Annotated in this window: 19 protein-coding genes; 13 read left to right on the forward strand and 6 right to left on the reverse strand. The window is 58.8% G+C overall.

The window, feature by feature from the left end; all coding sequences use genetic code 11:
- The first annotated feature begins 139 nt into the window (after positions 1-139).
- Both dddP and V8J85_RS05520 read left to right on the forward strand, forming a co-directional pair.
- Positions 140-1,489, forward strand: coding sequence for a dimethylsulfonioproprionate lyase DddP (dddP, locus tag V8J85_RS05515; protein ID WP_339952680.1), 1,350 nt, complete (start codon positions 140-142; stop codon positions 1,487-1,489).
- Positions 1,490-1,571: 82 nt separating this feature from the next.
- Positions 1,572-2,189, forward strand: a complete 618-nt coding sequence (locus V8J85_RS05520) for a LysE family translocator (RefSeq protein ID WP_339952681.1) — start codon at positions 1,572-1,574, stop codon at positions 2,187-2,189.
- 18 nt (positions 2,190-2,207) lie between these two features.
- Here the strand turns inward: V8J85_RS05520 and V8J85_RS05525 are convergent, their stop codons facing one another.
- A complete protein-coding gene (locus tag V8J85_RS05525; RefSeq protein WP_339952682.1) occupies positions 2,208-3,119 on the reverse strand; it encodes an endonuclease/exonuclease/phosphatase family protein in 912 nt (303 codons plus the stop codon).
- 32 nt (positions 3,120-3,151) lie between these two features.
- Here V8J85_RS05525 and V8J85_RS05530 point away from each other — a divergent pair, with 32 nt between their 5' ends.
- Together V8J85_RS05530 and V8J85_RS05535 are read left to right on the forward strand one after the other, a co-directional pair.
- A complete protein-coding gene (locus tag V8J85_RS05530; RefSeq protein ID WP_339952683.1) occupies positions 3,152-4,357 on the forward strand; it encodes a bifunctional alpha/beta hydrolase/OsmC family protein in 1,206 nt (401 codons plus the stop codon).
- Positions 4,358-4,444: 87 nt separating this feature from the next.
- Positions 4,445-4,618: a DUF1328 domain-containing protein gene (locus tag V8J85_RS05535; protein ID WP_339952684.1), complete on the forward strand. Its 174-nt coding sequence runs from the start codon at positions 4,445-4,447 to the stop codon at positions 4,616-4,618.
- Between the two features lie 64 nt (positions 4,619-4,682).
- Here V8J85_RS05535 and V8J85_RS05540 read toward each other — a convergent pair whose 3' ends face one another.
- Together V8J85_RS05540 and V8J85_RS05545 are read right to left on the reverse strand one after the other, a co-directional pair.
- Positions 4,683-5,291, reverse strand: coding sequence for a biotin transporter BioY (locus V8J85_RS05540; RefSeq protein WP_339952685.1), 609 nt, complete (start codon positions 5,289-5,291; stop codon positions 4,683-4,685).
- Between the two features lie 112 nt (positions 5,292-5,403).
- Positions 5,404-5,817 carry a DUF6314 family protein gene (locus V8J85_RS05545; protein WP_339952686.1) on the reverse strand — a complete coding sequence of 138 codons (414 nt, stop codon included), beginning with the start codon at positions 5,815-5,817 and terminating at the stop codon, positions 5,404-5,406.
- Between the two features lie 99 nt (positions 5,818-5,916).
- On the opposite strand from V8J85_RS05545, the gene purB reads away from it, so the two are divergent.
- On the forward strand, positions 5,917-7,221 hold the full coding sequence (purB, locus tag V8J85_RS05550) for an adenylosuccinate lyase (protein WP_339952687.1): 1,305 nt from the start codon (positions 5,917-5,919) through the stop codon (positions 7,219-7,221).
- Between the two features lie 54 nt (positions 7,222-7,275).
- Here the strand turns inward: purB and V8J85_RS05555 are convergent, their stop codons facing one another.
- Both V8J85_RS05555 and V8J85_RS05560 read right to left on the reverse strand, forming a co-directional pair.
- Positions 7,276-7,962, reverse strand: coding sequence for an acyl-homoserine-lactone synthase (locus V8J85_RS05555; RefSeq protein WP_339952688.1), 687 nt, complete (start codon positions 7,960-7,962; stop codon positions 7,276-7,278).
- A gap of 166 nt (positions 7,963-8,128) precedes the next feature.
- Positions 8,129-8,650 carry an autoinducer binding domain-containing protein gene (locus tag V8J85_RS05560; protein WP_339952689.1) on the reverse strand — a complete coding sequence of 174 codons (522 nt, stop codon included), beginning with the start codon at positions 8,648-8,650 and terminating at the stop codon, positions 8,129-8,131.
- Between the two features lie 270 nt (positions 8,651-8,920).
- On the opposite strand from V8J85_RS05560, the gene V8J85_RS05565 reads away from it, so the two are divergent.
- From V8J85_RS05565 to V8J85_RS05590, 6 genes are all read left to right on the forward strand, one after another.
- Positions 8,921-9,385, forward strand: coding sequence for an autoinducer binding domain-containing protein (locus V8J85_RS05565; RefSeq protein WP_339952690.1), 465 nt, complete (start codon positions 8,921-8,923; stop codon positions 9,383-9,385).
- Between the two features lie 44 nt (positions 9,386-9,429).
- Positions 9,430-10,476: a FliG C-terminal domain-containing protein gene (locus tag V8J85_RS05570; RefSeq protein ID WP_339952691.1), complete on the forward strand. Its 1,047-nt coding sequence runs from the start codon at positions 9,430-9,432 to the stop codon at positions 10,474-10,476.
- Between the two features lie 89 nt (positions 10,477-10,565).
- Positions 10,566-10,871, forward strand: a complete 306-nt coding sequence (locus tag V8J85_RS05575; protein ID WP_445285883.1) for a ScnB-like protein — start codon at positions 10,566-10,568, stop codon at positions 10,869-10,871.
- A complete protein-coding gene (locus V8J85_RS05580; RefSeq protein WP_339952693.1) occupies positions 10,864-11,145 on the forward strand; it encodes an SH3-like domain-containing protein in 282 nt (93 codons plus the stop codon). The genes V8J85_RS05575 and V8J85_RS05580 overlap by 8 nt, the downstream gene beginning before the upstream one ends.
- Positions 11,135-11,791, forward strand: a complete 657-nt coding sequence (gene nthA / locus V8J85_RS05585; protein WP_339952694.1) for a nitrile hydratase subunit alpha — start codon at positions 11,135-11,137, stop codon at positions 11,789-11,791. The genes V8J85_RS05580 and nthA overlap by 11 nt, the downstream gene beginning before the upstream one ends.
- Before the next feature lie 12 nt (positions 11,792-11,803).
- On the forward strand, positions 11,804-12,691 hold the full coding sequence (locus tag V8J85_RS05590; protein WP_339952695.1) for a lysophospholipid acyltransferase family protein: 888 nt from the start codon (positions 11,804-11,806) through the stop codon (positions 12,689-12,691).
- Here V8J85_RS05590 and V8J85_RS05595 read toward each other — a convergent pair.
- Positions 12,688-13,377: a DUF1223 domain-containing protein gene (locus V8J85_RS05595; protein ID WP_339952696.1), complete on the reverse strand. Its 690-nt coding sequence runs from the start codon at positions 13,375-13,377 to the stop codon at positions 12,688-12,690. The two genes, V8J85_RS05590 and V8J85_RS05595, sit on opposite strands and share 4 nt — an antisense overlap.
- Before the next feature lie 213 nt (positions 13,378-13,590).
- Between V8J85_RS05595 and acnA the strand changes: the two genes are divergently transcribed.
- A complete protein-coding gene (gene acnA / locus V8J85_RS05600; protein WP_339952697.1) occupies positions 13,591-16,368 on the forward strand; it encodes an aconitate hydratase AcnA in 2,778 nt (925 codons plus the stop codon).
- Complete coding sequence (locus V8J85_RS05605) at positions 16,365-17,192, forward strand: tetratricopeptide repeat protein (protein ID WP_339952698.1); 828 nt, start codon at positions 16,365-16,367, stop codon at positions 17,190-17,192. The genes acnA and V8J85_RS05605 overlap by 4 nt, the downstream gene beginning before the upstream one ends.
- Positions 17,193-17,512 lie beyond the last annotated feature (320 nt).

A 17,512-nucleotide genomic window follows, 5' to 3' on the forward strand; every position in this document is an offset into this window, starting at 1 on the left:
ATTTTGATCTGGCAAGGGTTGGAATCGTTTGTCCGGTCAAGGCCGTTCTGCGACTTTTCTGCGGGGTTTGAACGTCGCGTTTGCACCAGAACATGCAATAAAATGATGTGAGCATATGGTCCGACAAGGGCATTATGCGATGAATAACCATCAACGGAACAACAGAAAGATCGATCCCAGTCGGGGGCTGATGCTGGGTGATGGCACGCCCAATGATCCTGACCGGGTCGAAATCGGGCCAACGTGCCTTGCCTTTGAGGAATGGGCCGCGGCGGGGCTGGACCTGCCCGATCTTCCCCACATGCGGGCCTATCGTCACAAGCGCCTGACCGATGCGGTCGTCGCGCGCGATTATGGCGGCATCCTGATGACCGATCCGCTGAATATCCGCTATGCGACCGACAGCACGAATATGCAGCTGTGGAACACCCACAATCCGTTCCGGGCCTGTCTGGTCTGCGCCGACGGTTATATGGTGATCTGGGACTACAAGAACGGCATGTTCCTCAGCACGTTCAACCCACTTGTCGCCGAACAGCGGACGGGGGCGGACCTGTTCTATTTCGACCGGGGTGATCAGCTTGGCCCGGCGGCGCGGGTCTTTGCCCAAGAAGTCCGCGATCTGATTGCCGAACATGGCGGGGGCAATATGCGCCTTGGCGTGGACAAGATGATGCTGCACGGTCTGCGCGGGCATGAGGAGGTTGGGTTTACCATCTTCCCCGGCGAGGAACTGACCGAAAAGGCGCGCAGCATCAAAGGCCCGGACGAGATCAAGGCGATGCGCTGTGCGAGCCATGCCTGCGAAACCGCTTGCCACGCCATGGAAGAGGCCGCACGCACCGGTGTGCCACGCGGCGACATGTCGGAAAATGACATATGGGCCGTTCTGCACGCCGAAAACATACGACGCGGGGGTGAGTGGATCGAGACACGGCTGCTCACATCGGGCCCGCGCACCAACCCATGGTTTCAGGAATGCGGGCCGCGGATCGTGCAGAACAACGAAATCGTGGCCTTCGACACCGATCTTGTCGGGGCTTACGGCATTTGCGTGGATATCAGCCGGACGTGGTGGATCGGTGATCGCAAACCGCGCCCTGACATGATCGAGGCGATGCGGATCGGCGTCGAACATATCGACCAGAATATGCAGATGCTGAAACCGGGTGTGTCCTTCAACGACCTGACCCACAATACGCACCAGTTGCCGGACAAGTATCAAAATCTGAAATATGGCTGCCTGATGCATGGTGTAGGCCTGTGTGATGAATGGCCGCTGATCGCCTATCCTGACCGCTGGGTCGAAGGCGCGTTCGATTACGAGGTGCAGGCGGGCATGGTCTTTTGCGTCGAGGCCTTGATCAGCCCCGAAGGTGGCGACTTTTCGATAAAGCTGGAAGATCAGGTGCTGGTGACCGATGACGGGTTCGAGAACCTGACGACCTATCCCCATGATCCGGCGTTAATGGGGCATTTTGGCGCATAGGTTGCCGCGATGCCTTTCTGATCGGACATCGTCCCTCGTCATCGGAGTGTCACCGCGCTAGGTCTTCTGGTGGAGGCGCATTATGACGTTGCAACAACTCATTATTTTCCTGCCGGCGGCGCTGCTTCTCGGGGCCTCGCCCGGCGCAAACAACCTGCTAGCCTTCATCTCGGCCACAAAGGCCGGTTGGCTGTCGACCGCCAAAAGCATCTTGGGGCGGCTTGCCGCTTGGGCGGTATTGGTCGTTCTTGTCTCTTTGGGATTAGATGTTCTTTTGCGCACGTCGGAAATGGCCTTTGTCGCGCTCAAATGGGTCGGCGTCGGCTACCTGCTATTTCTGGCCTTTCAGTTCTGGACCGCCGATGTGTCCAATGAAATTAAGGCACCGGACGTCTCGACATTGATGCGTCGCGAATTCCTGACGCTGATGGGCAATCCGAAGGCGTATCTGCTGCTGACCGCTTTTCTTCCGCAATTCGTCAACGACACCGCGCCGCTTGTGCCCCAGCTTTTCCTTCTGGGCGCGCTTTATCTGATCGCCGAGGGCATCGCTGCATTGCTTTGGGTCAGTGCGGGCAGTTTGGTGGGCGCGCATGCCCTGACACCGCTCAGGCGACAGGTCATCAATCGCGCGTCTGCAGGTCTGATGGGTACCGCGGCATTGCTGTTGGCACGGACGGAAAGGACGGCTCAGCCGTAAAATGGCTTATCAGCTACCCTACCCGTCCAAATCGACCACCGCCAGAATCCCCAGATGGTCCGACCCGAGCGGCGACCGATAGCTGGCATGGCCACCGCCTGGTGCCCAGACGTGGTCGAGAAACAGCGGAACACCTTTCAAATGGAAGGTCGGGCGCAGTGGCGTGACGGACCGCATCCTGCCCGACCGTCGCATCCGCTGCACACTTGCCGCCCAAGGGAAAATGTTGAAATCACCGCCCGTCACGATCGGGCCGTCCAGCCCGAGCAAAAGATCAACCGCGCTGTCGGCAGTCGCGCTGTTCCCATACGGATAAGGCCATTGCAGATGCACCGAAGCTGCCCAGAATGCCCGACCGTCCCGGGTGATCCGCGCCGCCGCCATCGCCCGCCGCGACGAACACGCGGTTTCCGCGATGGGATGAACCGATAAGACGGCGATCCGGCTCCACCCGGCAAAGGGGCAGACATGCTGATGCGGATAGCGTGGCCCCAAAAGCTGCAAGATCATGGCGTTCCGGTCGGACACCTCTTGCAGCATCACCACCTCTGCCCCGCTGTCGATGATATCGGTCGCCAGCGCCAGCAATTCGCCGTTTCGATACCACATGTTCTTGGAATAGATCCGCAAATCGCCCCCCTTACCGGGCACGAAAAGCGGCAGTATCGTCAGGGCCGCAGCGGCAGCGGCTCCAGCCAGGGCGATGCGGGTCACTTTCGCAAACCGCAGGCAGGCCCCCAGCAAACACAAAACGCCCAGCAGCGGGCGTAGCAACGACAGGCTATCGGCAAGTGGCCACCAACGGCCCAGAAACCCCGTCATAAGCGCCAGCCAGGCCAGCGCCATCACGCAGCCGACCAGCCACCACAGCAGCGTAACAACTCTCACCTTGCCGCGACCGGGGTTGTGTGATGCAGCCTGTCTGATCATGTCTGACCGCAGCTACAGGAAAGGGTCAGCCCATGCCAACCGAAAAACTCAGCTTTGCGGGCCATGACGGTCACCAGCTTGCCGCCCGTCTCGATCTGCCTGCCGGCCCGCATCTGGCCACTGCATTGTTCGCCCATTGTTTCACCTGCTCCAAAGATATCGCCGCCGCGCGCCGAATCGCCGCCCGCCTGTCGGCGATGGGGATCGCCGTCTTGCGGTTCGATTTCACCGGACTTGGCCATTCGGAAGGTGAATTCGAGAACACGAGTTTTTCGTCAAATGTCGATGATTTGATCGCGGCATGTCGTGCATTGGATGCGCGCGGCATGTCCCCTTCTTTGTTGATCGGGCATTCGCTTGGCGGTGCGGCAGTGTTGAAGGCCGCGCCGCAAATGCCCTCGGTCAAGGCGGTGGTGACCATCGGCGCCCCGTTCGACCCGGGTCATGTGACCCATAATTTCGCATCCGCCCTTGATGAAATTACGGGTCAGGGCGTGGCCGAGGTCAATCTGGGCGGGCGCCCGTTCCGGATCGGCAAGGGCTTTGTCGATGACATATCGCAGGTCGCGCTGACCGAGTCCGTATCGAAACTGGGTGCCGCGCTTTTGGTGCTTCACGCGCCCCGCGATGAAACGGTCGGCATCGAAAACGCCTCGCAGATATTTTTGACCGCAAAGCACCCCAAAAGTTTCGTCACGCTGGACGATGCCGATCACCTGATCACCCGACCCGCCGATGCCGAATACGCAGCCGACGTGATCACCGCGTGGTCCAAACGTTATCTGAACCTGACCCCGCCGACACCAAAGGTCGCCGCACCGGAAGGTGTCTTGCGCGTGACAGAGGCTGACCCGAACGGTTTCCTGCAGGATATCCAGTCGGGCCCCCACCATCTGGCCGCCGATGAACCGGCGAAATTCGGCGGGACGAACAAGGGGCTGACCCCATATGGTTTGGTGTCGGCGGGTCTTGGGGCGTGCACATCGATGACCATCCGGATGTATGCCCGGCGCAAGGGGTGGCCGTTGACCGGTATCAGCGTCGACATCGCCCATGCCAAGGAACACGCCCATGATGCCGCCGATCCCGGGGCCAAGGTCGATCATTTCGAACGACGTATCAGCCTGGAGGGTGATCTTAGCCCGGAGCAGCGTGATCGGCTGCTGGAAATCGCCGACAAATGCCCCGTTCACAAGACGTTGGAGCGCAGCTCGACGATCGCCACCGAACTGGTCTGAAAAAAGGCGGAACCAATTCGCGGGGCGGTGTGTTCTTTCACCGAGGCACAGAAGTGCCACAAACGAAACAACGAAAGGATGAATCCAATGCTTGGTTGGGCACTGACTTTTTTGGCAATCGCACTGATCGCGGCCCTGTTCGGTTTCGGCGGTATCGCCGGCGCATCGGCCGGGATCGCACAAATTCTGTTCTTTGTGTTCCTGGTTCTGTTCGCCATCGCGCTGATCTCGCGCGCTGTGCGGGGCAAGCCGCCGGTCTAAAATGACCTACTTGACGAAAAAAGGCGCTGCTGCGGCAGCGCCTTTTTTATTGAGATCATTGATCTTAGCGACGTGCGTCGCCAATCAGTTTCCATAGTGCAGGAAAGAGAAGTGCCGCGAGACCCAGTTTCAAAGCGTCAAAAACAATGAAATTCGTCAAGCCCCACTGCATCACCCATTCAATTCCTTTTGCCTCGAGGAAAAGATAGGCCATCCAGGGCAATCCGAAAGCGTAAATGATGATGTTACCGATAAGCATTGCCCCGGCCATTTTCACGACCGACCGATCCCAACCGGCCCGGGCAAGCGATGCCATTGCAACGGCAGCGATGAAGAAACCAACCAAATAGCCCCCGGTGGCGCCGGTCATGTAAGCCCAACCAAAACTCTCGGCGGACGAACCGGTGAAAACATCGTAGCCAAGAAGGCCCACCAACAGGTAACCGCCCAGCGTCAGCGAGCTCAGCCGCAGACCATAGGACGCGCCGATCGCCAGCACGACGAAGGTCTGCATGGTCGCCGGCACAGGCCACATCGGAAATCTGATTTTCGCAGCAATGGCCAGTGCCGCGACCCCCAGCACGACCATGACCGCCTGCTTGATCCGCAAAGCGGTGCCTTCGGATGGACCGAACGCTTCGGTCAGAACTTTGTCATTCAACGCGAGGGCCATGTGCCGCTCTCCCCTGTTAGTGTCCTTGTCGCGTGTTGTGCCCGATGCTGCAGTGCCGCGCAAGGCGGATAGCGTTAACGGCGGTCCGACGTAAGGTGGGTCTCGACCCACCCTATCGGGTGAATTCGGTGACCGATGTGTAATCTTTGCGCGGCCCGCTCACGACCCAAACCGCCCTCCAACGCGGCCAGGGGATGAAATCATAGCGCACCGCATACGTGTCGTCGCCACAATCATGCTCGGTCCCCTCCACGTAACCCTCGGGCACAAAACTGTGGAATGCGCTGCCATCCGCAAAGGTCATTGCGACCACATCGTCACCGAAGTGCCAGCGATAGGGTCGGGTCGCCTGCAGTTTCGGACCATCAGCCAGCTGCAGCGTCCCCTCCTCGACATAGGCCAACGTATTTCCGTCGGTCCGCGTGAACGTCGCCACACCATCCAACTGCCCTGTCTGTCCCGCCAACCGGTCAGTGATCACCCGGCTGATTTGCCAGGTTCCTTCGAAATCAGTGATCTTCAGCATCCGGCCCTCAGATTATGACATGCCTCTCTTGAGGCCCGTCGCCACCACCTTTATGACCCAAGCCGAAATCGCTGCCCAGCCCATATCAGAGGTGCCTTGATGATCCCCCGCTATTCCCGCCCCGAAATGACCGCCATCTGGGACCCCGCGACCAAGTTCCGCATCTGGTATGAGATCGAGGCGCATGCCTGCGACGCGCAGGCCGATTTGGGGGTGATCCCGAAAGAAAACGCAGCCGCCGTCTGGAAAGCCCGCGATGTAGATTTCGACGTGGCCCGGATTGATGAGATCGAGGCCGTGACGAAGCACGACGTCATTGCCTTTCTCACCCATCTGGCCGAGATCATCGGCAATGACGAGGCCAGGTTCGTTCACCAGGGCATGACATCGTCGGACGTGCTGGACACGACTCTGAATGTCCAGCTTGTCCGTGCCGCGGACATCCTGGTCGCGGATATGGACCGGGTGCTTGCCGCGCTGAAAACCCGCGCCATTGAGCACAAGGACACCGTCCGCATCGGGCGCAGTCACGGCATCCACGCAGAACCGACGACGATGGGCCTGACCTTCGCGCGCTTCTACGCCGAAATGGATCGTGGGTGCAAACGCCTCGTCGCTGCTCGCGAGGAGATCGCGACCGGCGCGATATCGGGCGCGGTCGGCACCTTCGCCAATATCGACCCGGCGGTCGAGGAACATGTCTGCGCCCAGATGGGCCTGACGCCCGAACCGATCAGCACGCAGGTCATCCCCCGCGACCGTCACGCAATGTTCTTTGCCACCCTCGGCGTGATCGCCAGCAGCATCGAAAACATCGCCACCGAAATCCGGCACATGCAGCGGACCGAAGTGCTGGAGGCTGAGGAATTCTTTTCCAAGGGACAGAAGGGTTCATCCGCCATGCCCCACAAACGCAACCCCGTCCTGACCGAAAACCTGACCGGTCTCGCCCGGCTGGTGCGCATGTCGGTGATCCCCGCGATGGAGAATGTCGCACTTTGGCACGAACGCGATATCAGCCATTCATCCGTTGAACGCGCCATCGGGCCGGATACGACAGTCACGCTTGATTTCGCGTTGAACCGGCTGGCGGGCGTGATCGAAAAGCTGGTCATCTATCCCGATAACATGCTGGCCAACATGAACAAATTCCGCGGGCTTGTGATGTCGCAACGTGTCCTTCTTGCGCTGACCCAGGAAGGCGTCAGTCGCGAAGACGCCTATCGCCTTGTGCAGCGGAATGCGATGAAAGTCTGGGAGGATGGGGCCGATTTCAAAACCGAACTGTTAGGCGATGCCGATGTCACGGCAGCGCTGTCAGCGGATGAAATCGCGGAAAAATTCGATCTGGGCTATCACACGAAACATGTCGATACGATTTTCGCCCGGGTTTTTGGTGAGTGATCGTCATATGGTGACCGGCCGTCTGTCCCACCCCGGCCGGTCACAGATTTTTCATCAGAGCGTCGCCACAGCGTGAGCCGGAGGGTGTTTTGCCACACGCGACCCTGCTGATGATTCGGCCGTCGTTACCTTTGTCGGTACGACAATCCGCCGATCGCTGCGCACCGTCGGCATGCTGATACAGGCATAGCGACGTCCGTCTTCCGCATTGCGATAGGGCTCCCCTATCCGCTCGGCCTTGTATCCCAATTTGCGCAGCGTCCGCGACATCGCCACAGGTGACAATGACAGCAATTCGGTTGCACCACGTGATTTCGCGACATCGACCGCACCATCCAGCATCATCGACAGGCAGACAGAGCGATCTTCCTGCGTATTGATATCGTCCGCGATCACGGTACGGGTCACTTCCCAGACGTTCGCAGTGGATTCCGCCGCCGGTAGGATATTCTTGGGGATGCCGATCAGCTTACCGGCAACGGCGTCACGCAACATGTATGTATGTGATCCCCATTGCGCCGTCGTCGGCATCACCCGTGTACCGGCAACGACCACGCCGTCGGATACGATCAAGGAATAATAGGCTGTCGGATTATCATACTGATCCATTTCGACATCATCGTCATGCGGTATCTCCCACCCGAGTTGGTCCACGAAGAACCGCTTACGCAACTTCAGGAAATCATAGAACTCGGCGCCGTATTGGTGTAGCTGCGCCAGACTAAAGACAATATTCTCCATAACCCTCTTTCTGTCTCCTCGGGGCGAGTGGCACATCAAGCCACACCCGCCGATTGTCATTTACTTTAACAACGACAAGTTATCTTGATTTGTTCCGATTGCGGAGAAAAAAGACGATGTGGTGGAAATCTGTCGCCGACCGGGCGTTGCAAAAACAACCCAGAGCTTAAATCAAACCATACTGACTGGCGAGCGTAGCGGCTTGTGTTCCTGTCTTTGCGCTGAGTTTTTGCTTTGCGTTCTTAAGCCTTTGTTTCACGGCGCCCTCGCTCACGCTCAACTCATGGGCGATTTCCTTAAGACGCTTGCCGTCCTTGACCATGCTCAACGCTTCCAGTTCGGCATTGGTCAGGTTCGTCGGCGGAGCCGTCTCGTTGTGGCGTCGTGTCAGAAAAGCCTTCAGCAGCTTGACCTCGAGATCGGTGTACTCCCTGTCACCCCGCCCGAACGATGCAAACGACCGCTGCCCGTCGCCGTTCGAATCGAACACCGAAACGACCACGCCGTATCGCATCCCGAATGTCTTGGCCTGTGCAAGCACACGCTTTGGATCATCCAGCGAAAGATCGCTCCAGCGGCATGTGCCGATATGGCTGTAGGCCCATCTAATCACCGGATCGAAAAGCATAAATCGATGCACCGTATAGTGCTCGACCCATTCAGGCGGCAGCGCGTTGGTCTCTTCCATCGGAAACGCGAAACCGATACGCAGGGCGATGTAGTGACCCGCTGGCGCAAGCTGCTCTATGTCCTCCGAACGGAGCAAAGTCGACATTTAAGTACCTCGAGGCTTCCACATTTAACAAAAGCCTTGTTGCTTTCGCACTGTTATACCTACAATGTTGATACGCAATGCCTTGCGCCAAAGTAGTGCGGTCACGATCTATTTGGCAACCTGAAAGCGAGTGTTAGTTTAATGTCGTCGACATCGTTAGAGATCAGCGAAGTATTGGGCGAAATGCGCGAGTTTGCTCCAGCTGGTTATGCGATCGGTCTTCAGATAAAATATACGACGCCGAAATTCATGTTTCAAACCTATGCCAAAGCGTGGCTTGATCACTACGGTCAACAAGGTCTTTTGATGACTGACCCGACGTTAGGTTGGGGTTTTGAAAACGTCGGCGTCGTGCGTTGGAGCGACTTGCAGGATCTGGACATTCAGGGTGTGCTGGTTCAGGCTAAAGAGTTCGGCATCAATTACGGTATAACTTGTGCAAGAGAACGTCAGGACAAGGCCGATGGCATCAGAAGCATTGGCAGCTTTGCACGAGGCGATCGAGATTTCACGGACGCAGAGGTCGAAAAGATCCACGTGGCATTCAACCTTCTTCACGATGGGACCGAGGATCAGGCACAGCTTGACCCCGAGACGATCCAGCAACTGCGCAACATGTCGATCATGGTGACACATCCCGGTTCTTAGCTTCGCCTAACCTTTCCTTTACGGCCTGCGGTTAGTCAGTGGGCATGACGCAAGCCGATCAAACCACACGCGAAAAACCGCTTACACGCCGCCGGAAAGCGGCGGTTGTCGTTCAGATGTTGCTGAATGATGGTGGCCAGCTGGCGCTCTCCTCTCTGCCCGAATCATTGCAAGAGGTTCTTGCGGATGAATTGGGTGATATCCGACTGATCGACCGCGACACCGTCAACGCCGTCGCCGCCGAATTCGCGGCCGAGTTGGAATCCGTCGGACTCACCGCACCGATATCGCGCGATGCTGCGATCACCGCATTGGCGGACCACCTCAGCGCGCCTTTGGCGGACCGTTTGCGTGCCCGGACGGAAAGCGCGCGCAACGGTGATCACTGGCCTGTCGTGCTGGATCTGTCCGTGGATCGGATCGCCCAAATCATGACCGCCGAAAGCACCGAAATCTGCGCCATCCTTCTGTCCAAGCTACCGGTCGCCAAGGCGGCCGAGGTTCTGCAATCGACCGAAGGCAGTCGCGCCCGCCGCATCACTTTCGCGATGTCCCAGACGGCCGATGTTTCACCCGATGTCGTGCGCCGAATCGGCAAGACGCTCGCGACGGATTATGGCCGGCCACGTATCACGGCCTTTGACAAAGCCCCCGTGCAGCGGCTTGGCGCGATCCTCAATTCGACGGCCAACGACACACGCGAGGATTTGCTGGCTGCCTTGGGCGAAACGGACCCGGACTTTGCCAGTGATGTACGCAAGGCGATCTTTACGTTCAAAGACATCCCGCACCGGATCCAACCTTTGGATGTGCCCAACTGCATCCGGCCTGTCGACGGCGATATGATGATCACCGCCATCGCCGCCGCGCTCGCCGGTGGTGAGGACACGGTGCAGGCGGCAGAGTTCATCCTGTCGAATATGTCGCAGCGGATGGCGGATCAGTTGCGCGAAGATGCCAGCGAGAAGGGAACGATCAAGAAGGCGGATGCCGAAAAGGCGATGAACGCCGTCACGACCGCGATCCGGGATCTCGCGGATCGCGGGGATATCATATTGATCGACCCCGATGCGGAAACAGCGGACGGCTGAATTCGCCGGGTGACAAGCCGCGGTCGGACGCCTACCTTTGCGTCATGACAAATGACATGACGGATTTCGATGGCCGGCGCTGGCATGACATGGGCGGTGATGCCGCAGGCCCGGTCCCGCATGATGATCACGACTTCGCTCTATGGGAAAAGCGTGTCGACGCGCTGATGATCATCGCCTCTGGTAAAGGCTATTTCACCGTCGATGGCCTGCGCCGAGCGCTTGAAGACATGGGCGAAGAGGCGTTCGAGACGATGTCGTATTACGAACGCTGGATCGCGTCGGTGAACCAGAACCTGATCGAGGCGGGTGTCTACACCATCGCCGAGCTTGCCGAGCGGATGGACGTCGTGGCAAGGCGCGGCACGACGTATGGCGAGGCCGCGAATGGCTGACTGGGTCCGCGTCAAGGCATCGATGCCGCCGGGCCATGTACGCACGCCGGCCTATCTGCGCGGCAAAACCGGTTGGATCGAACGAACGCTGGGGGCCTTTTCCAACCCCGAAGAACTGGCCTATGGCCATGACGGGCAGCCGACAAAGCTGCTGCGCGTCCGCTTCACCATGGCCGAGCTATGGGGTGACAGGGCCGAAACGCCCAATGATACGCTGGATGCCGAAATCTATGCCCATTGGCTTGAACAGGCGGAGGCACCCGATGCCGCATGATCATCTTTCACCCTCCGGTCACCCCTACCGCCCCGACGACGACACGCCGCTGACCTACTGGCAGCAGATGGAAATCGCGATCCGCGAAATCCTGATCGAAAAGGGCGTGACGACGCCTGCGGCGATCAACGCCCAGATCGGCACGATGGATGCGCGCAGCCCGGCGAACGGTGCCGCCGTCGTGGCACGCGCCTGGATCGATCCGGGGTTTCGCGATGACCTTTTGCAAGATGCAAGCGCGGCGAGCGCCGCCATGGGGTTCGATATCGGCCCGCTGAGACTGATCGCCGTTGAGAATACGGACGATGTCCATAACGTCATCGTCTGCACCTTATGTTCCTGCTACCCACGCAACCTGCTAGGTCTGCCGCCGGACTGGTACAAATCCCGCGCCTACCGGTCCCGCACGGTCAAAGAACCACGCAAAGTGCTGGCCGAATTCGGCGTCATTCTGCCCGACACCACAACAGTTCGGGTCCACGACAGCACCGCCGACATGCGCTATATCGTGATCCCCGCCCGACCCACCGGCACCGACGGATGGTCCGAAACCGACCTTGCCCAGTTGGTCACCCGCGACAGCATGATCGGGACCGGCCTGCCGAAATCACCCGACGCGCTTGTCCGGAACGGCACTGCCGGTTAGGCAACCGGCACAATGACGACAACGGATGAGACAGAGCCCCCTGATGGGTCAACAGCCGATTGGCTGGCCGACAAGGTCTTGCGCGGGCTGATCAGCGCGCTTTTGCGCCTGCCACACGAGCGGCGCGTGCCGCTGATGGGGGCGATCCTACGCCGAGGAATCGGGCCGCTGGTCGGCTATCGCAAGCGCGCCGAGGATAACCTGGCCATGATTTACCCCGACATGCCCCAGGCCAAGCGGCGCGCGATCGCAGCAGCCTGTTGTGACAATTTCGGGCGGACGCTTATCGAAAATTATGCGTGGACGGAATTCGGCCAGCGGCTGAAAGGAACAGTCCCCACCGGGGAAGGGCTGACCGCCTTGTCACAGGCAGCGACAGACAATCGCCCGGTCATCTTTGTCACTGCACATTTCGGTAATCACGAAGCACCGCGTCAGGTGCTGACCGCGATGGGTCATGTTATCGGCGGCCTATATCGCCCGACACAGAATCCGTTCTTCAATGCGCACTATGCCAAGACCATGACGTCATGGGGCGGCCCGGTCTTCGCGCAGGGACGACGCGGCACCATGGGCTTTGCCCGGCATTTGAAATCGGGCGGGATGGGCACGCTTTTGTTCGATGTCTCCGCCAAGGGACCGGCCGTCCCTTTCCTTGGGCATCCGGCACATACGGCGCTATCGGCTGCCGAGATCGCGTTGAAGATGGACGCGCTGATGATCCCCTATTTCGGCATACGCCAACCCGACGGTCTGTCCTTCGCGGTCGAGGTCGAGGCGCCGGTCCCGCCCGGCTCGGCCGAAGAGATGATGATCAACGCAACACAACGGCTCGAAGCGCAGATCGCGCGCCATCCGTCCCAGTGGTTCTGGGTCCACAGACGTTGGAAAAAACGCTAGCGCAACTGGGCCGCGCCGACGATCGCGCCGTGACCGGCCTGCTGGATCAGCACCACCACAGGCTCGTCCCCTTCAGCGGCCGCACGCAGGTTGAGGGCGCTGGACCCGTCCCAACGTCCGACCACGTCCCATTTCCGCACGACATTGGCGTAACTCAGTTCGCGCCCAGCATTTTCGCCCCGGCGAATGGCTATCGTTTCCTGCGGGGTATAGCGAACAAGCTGGACAAGGTAATCCCCTTCCTCGTCCGCATCGGCGCTTATTTCCACGGCACCACCGGATCGTGTGACCGACACATCCACAGAGGACGCCGCCGCCTGATGCCGCATGATCCCGTCCATCACCTGCACGGTACGCGACCCCACAACGTGTTCCTTACCGTTGATCACCATTTGCGGGGTATAGACGACCGCTGCATTGAACGACTGCGCATAGGCATGCTGGCGTGCGGTATATTCCGGCGTCGCAAAGCTGTCTTTCCAACCGATGTAATCCCAGTAGTCGACATGCAACGCCAGTGCGATGACATCGTCGCGCTTTGCCAACTCGTGCAAAAACGCATCTGCCGGCGGGCAGGACGAACACCCCTGCGACGTATAAAGTTCGACCACGACCGGACTGTCGGCCACAGCCTGTGTCGTGGTGAACATCCCTGTCAAAGCCATAGCGGCCAGAAGTGCGCGCATATCGATCCCTCGTCAACGAATTGCATTTCGGTCTATTGCGCATGCAGGCAAAAATCCAATCAATGAATTGCGAGAAACATGTTAGTTTTGTTTCACTGGACCTCCCACCACGATTTGCATACAATCGCATACAATCTCCACTTGAACGCCGCGCGCCGTTAGGGCACAAGCGCGTCAAATACCTTCATAGCCTCCGCCAGGAAAGGGATTCCCATGCCTATCACCGTCGGCAAAGACACAGCCAAAACCCGTAAAACACTGACCGTCGGCGACCAGTCGGTCGCCTATTATTCCATCCCCGCCGCGCAAGCGGCGGGATTGGGCGATTTCACCAAACTGCCCGCCGCGTTGAAGGTGGTGCTGGAGAACCTTTTACGGTTCGAGGATGACGGGTTTTCGGTCTCGGTTGACGACATCAAAGCCTTCGGCGAATGGGCGGAAAAAGGTGGGAAGAACCCGCGCGAGATCGCCTATCGCCCTGCCCGTGTGCTGATGCAGGATTTCACCGGCGTGCCTGCCGTGGTCGACCTTGCCGCCATGCGTGACGGCATCGTCGCTTTGGGTGGTGACGCCCAACAGATCAACCCGCTGAACCCTGTCGACCTTGTCATCGACCACTCGGTCATGATCGACGAATTCGGCAACCCGCGCGCCTTCCAGATGAACGTGGATCGCGAATATGAACGCAATATGGAGCGCTACCAGTTCCTGAAATGGGGCCAGGGCGCGTTCAACAATTTCCGCGTCGTCCCCCCGGGCACCGGCATCTGCCACCAGGTGAACCTGGAATACCTCGCCCAGACTGTCTGGACAGACAAGGACCAGAACGGTGAAGAGGTCGCCTATCCCGACACGCTGGTCGGCACTGACTCGCACACGACGATGGTCAACGGCCTCGCCGTCCTTGGCTGGGGCGTCGGCGGGATCGAGGCTGAGGCCGCGATGCTGGGCCAGCCTGTGTCGATGCTGATCCCAGAGGTCGTGGGCTTTGAACTGACTGGCGAAATGGTCGAAGGCACCACCGGCACCGACCTCGTCCTGAAAGTTGTCGAAATGCTGCGCGAACTCGGCGTCGTCGGCAAATTCGTCGAATTCTACGGCGAAGGCTTGGACCGTTTGCCGCTCGCCGACCGCGCCACCATCGCCAACATGGCCCCTGAATACGGCGCGACCTGCGGCTTCTTCCCGATCGACGGCGAAACCCTGCGTTACCTGCGCAACACAGGTCGCGACGAAGACCGGATCGCACTGGTCGAAGCCTATGCCAAGGAAAACGGCTTTTGGCGCGATGAGAATTACAAGCCGATCTATTCCGACACGCTCAGCCTTGATATGAGCACCGTGGTGCCCGCAATCTCGGGCCCGAAACGTCCGCAGGATCACATCGCGCTCGACGTGGCAGCCACCGAATTCGGCAAATATGTAAAAGGGATCCGCGACGGCAAAGACGCCAGCGCCAATGCCGAAATCCGTTGGGAAGGTGAAGGCGGCCAGCCAGAGCCGCAGGATATCCCCGGTGATGAAGGGCATCACAAGCGGGGCTATGTCGCTACCGAGGATGGCAATTATCAGCTGCATGACGGGTCCATCGTCATCGCCTCCATCACGTCCTGCACCAACACGTCGAACCCCTACGTGATGATCGGCGCCGGTCTTGTCGCACGGAAGGCACGCGAATTGGGGCTGAACCGGAAACCATGGGTGAAGACATCGCTCGCGCCCGGATCGCAGGTGGTCAGCGAATACTTGGAGGCCGCGGGCCTGCAGGACGACCTGGACGCGATCGGCTTCAACCTTGTTGGTTATGGCTGCACGACCTGCATCGGCAATTCCGGCCCGCTGGAAGAACCGATCAGCAAAGCCATCAACGATTACGACCTGATCGCCACATCGGTTCTGTCCGGTAACCGCAACTTCGAAGGGCGGATCAGCCCGGACGTGCGCGCCAACTACCTCGCCTCGCCCCCGCTCGTCGTGGCCTATGCGCTGGTCGGTGACATGAACGTGGACATCGCCAACGACCCTATCGGACAGGACAAGGACGGCAATGACGTCTACCTGAAAGACATCTGGCCATCGTCGGCCGAAATCAATGCGCTGGTCGAGAAAACGGTCACGCGAGAGGCGTTCCAGTCGAAATACGCCGACGTGTTCAAGGGCGACGAAAAGTGGCAGGCTGTCGAAACCTCCGACGGGGAAACCTACGATTGGCCCGCATCGTCAACCTATGTGCAGAACCCGCCCTACTTCCAGGGCATGTCCAAGGATCCGGGCGAGATCAACGATGTGGTCGATGCCAAGGTCCTTGCCGTTCTCGGCGACATGGTCACGACCGACCACATCAGCCCCGCCGGGTCGTTCAAGGACACAACGCCAGCCGGCAAATACCTGATCGAACGGCAGGTGCCGGTGCGCGAGTTCAACTCCTACGGATCGCGCCGCGGCAACCACGAGGTCATGATGCGCGGTACATTCGCCAATATCCGTATCAAGAACGAGATGCTGGACGGCGTCGAAGGCGGCTACACCAAAGGACCGGACGGCAACCAGACGTCCATCTTCGAGGCCGCGATGGCGCACCAGGCCAACGGCACTCCGCTGGTCGTCTTCGGCGGCGAACAATACGGCGCCGGATCATCCCGCGACTGGGCGGCCAAGGGCACGTCGCTGTTGGGTGTGAAAGCGGTCATCGCCGAAAACTTCGAACGTATCCACCGCTCGAACCTCGTCGGCATGGGCGTGGTGCCCTTCGAATTCACCGGCGGCGACACCCGCAAATCACTCGGCCTGACGGGCGAGGAAACGGTGACGATCAAAGGGCTGGCCGACGTGAAGCCACTGCAAGAGGTGACGGCGAACATCACCTTCGCGGATGGATCGACCAAGGACATAACGCTGAAATGCCGGATTGATACAGCGGTGGAGATCGACTACATCAAGTCCGGCGGCGTGCTGCATTACGTGCTGCAGAATTTGGCGAAGGCGGCTTGATTGCAGACGCGCTTAAACAAACGAATGGGCGACCCTTTCCGCCCATTCACAGCATCGTTCTGGAAACTGCCGTGCGGATAAGCATTGTTGTCGCTGCGTTGTTGATTTCGGGCAGCGCTTTTGCTCAAGAGACATCGGACCTTTCATGTTTCGATGCAGACCCCGTTACCAATCCGCCCGAGACGATAACCGCCTGCACCGCCTTGATTGATGAAAAAGGCGGCGACCAAGATTTGCTCTTGTTCGGCTTACATCGGCGCGGCATCGCCAAGCGACAAGCAGGCGATATGGAAGGCAGCATCGCAGATTTTGAACAATATCTCAAAATAGAGCCCGATAATACCGCGACACTTCGGATGCTTGCTTGGACTTATCGTGAACAGGGAAGATCCGAAAGGGCAGAGGCCTCGTATACCAGTATTCTTGAACAAGATGATCATTGGCAAGGCTGGCTCTCGCGCTGTGCGGTCCGCACTGATTTAGGGCGCTACAGCCTGGCCGTCAGCGACTGCATGCAAGTCGAAGAGCGGGTCAATCAAGACCCAGACGCTGACCAAGAACTACGTGAAAGCGTCATGCAGGACGCATGGTACTTTTGGTCATTGTCGCTCAATCAAATGAACAAGCCGGCTGAGGCGGCGCGTGTGGCACGTCGGGGTTTGGGCACGAAAGACATAAACGCACGGTTGTACTTCGTGACACTCGTTGGTCTCTGGAACAGCGATCAAACGGAAGAGATAGATAGCTTGTTGTCTGAGGGGCTTCAAAAGTACCCGGGTGATGCCGATCTGGAGTATTTTCTAAGCGAGTGGGAAAAACGATAATGCAAGGTCGCACGTTATCACCGCCCGATCCCAAACTGCTTAAGGATTGGATCGACAAAAACGCCTAAGCCGATCAAAACAGCGGAAAATAACGGTCCCCCTAAGATCGCCCGGACTTTCGAGACACCCTGCATGTTGCGCTCTAGCTGGGATGGGTGGACCCGATAGCCGCAACTTTGGCAGTTGAAGGCACCGAAACGCCGACCATGCTCTGTCTGACAACGTGGACAAATGCCGTCATTCGCCTGAAATTGTTCGTTTGAACCTATGTTGTGCACAACCACACTTTTGCCATTACCTATCAACGTATACATTAAATT

The organism is Yoonia sp. 2307UL14-13 (genome assembly GCF_037572755.1).
GTDB lineage: Bacteria > Pseudomonadota > Alphaproteobacteria > Rhodobacterales > Rhodobacteraceae > Yoonia.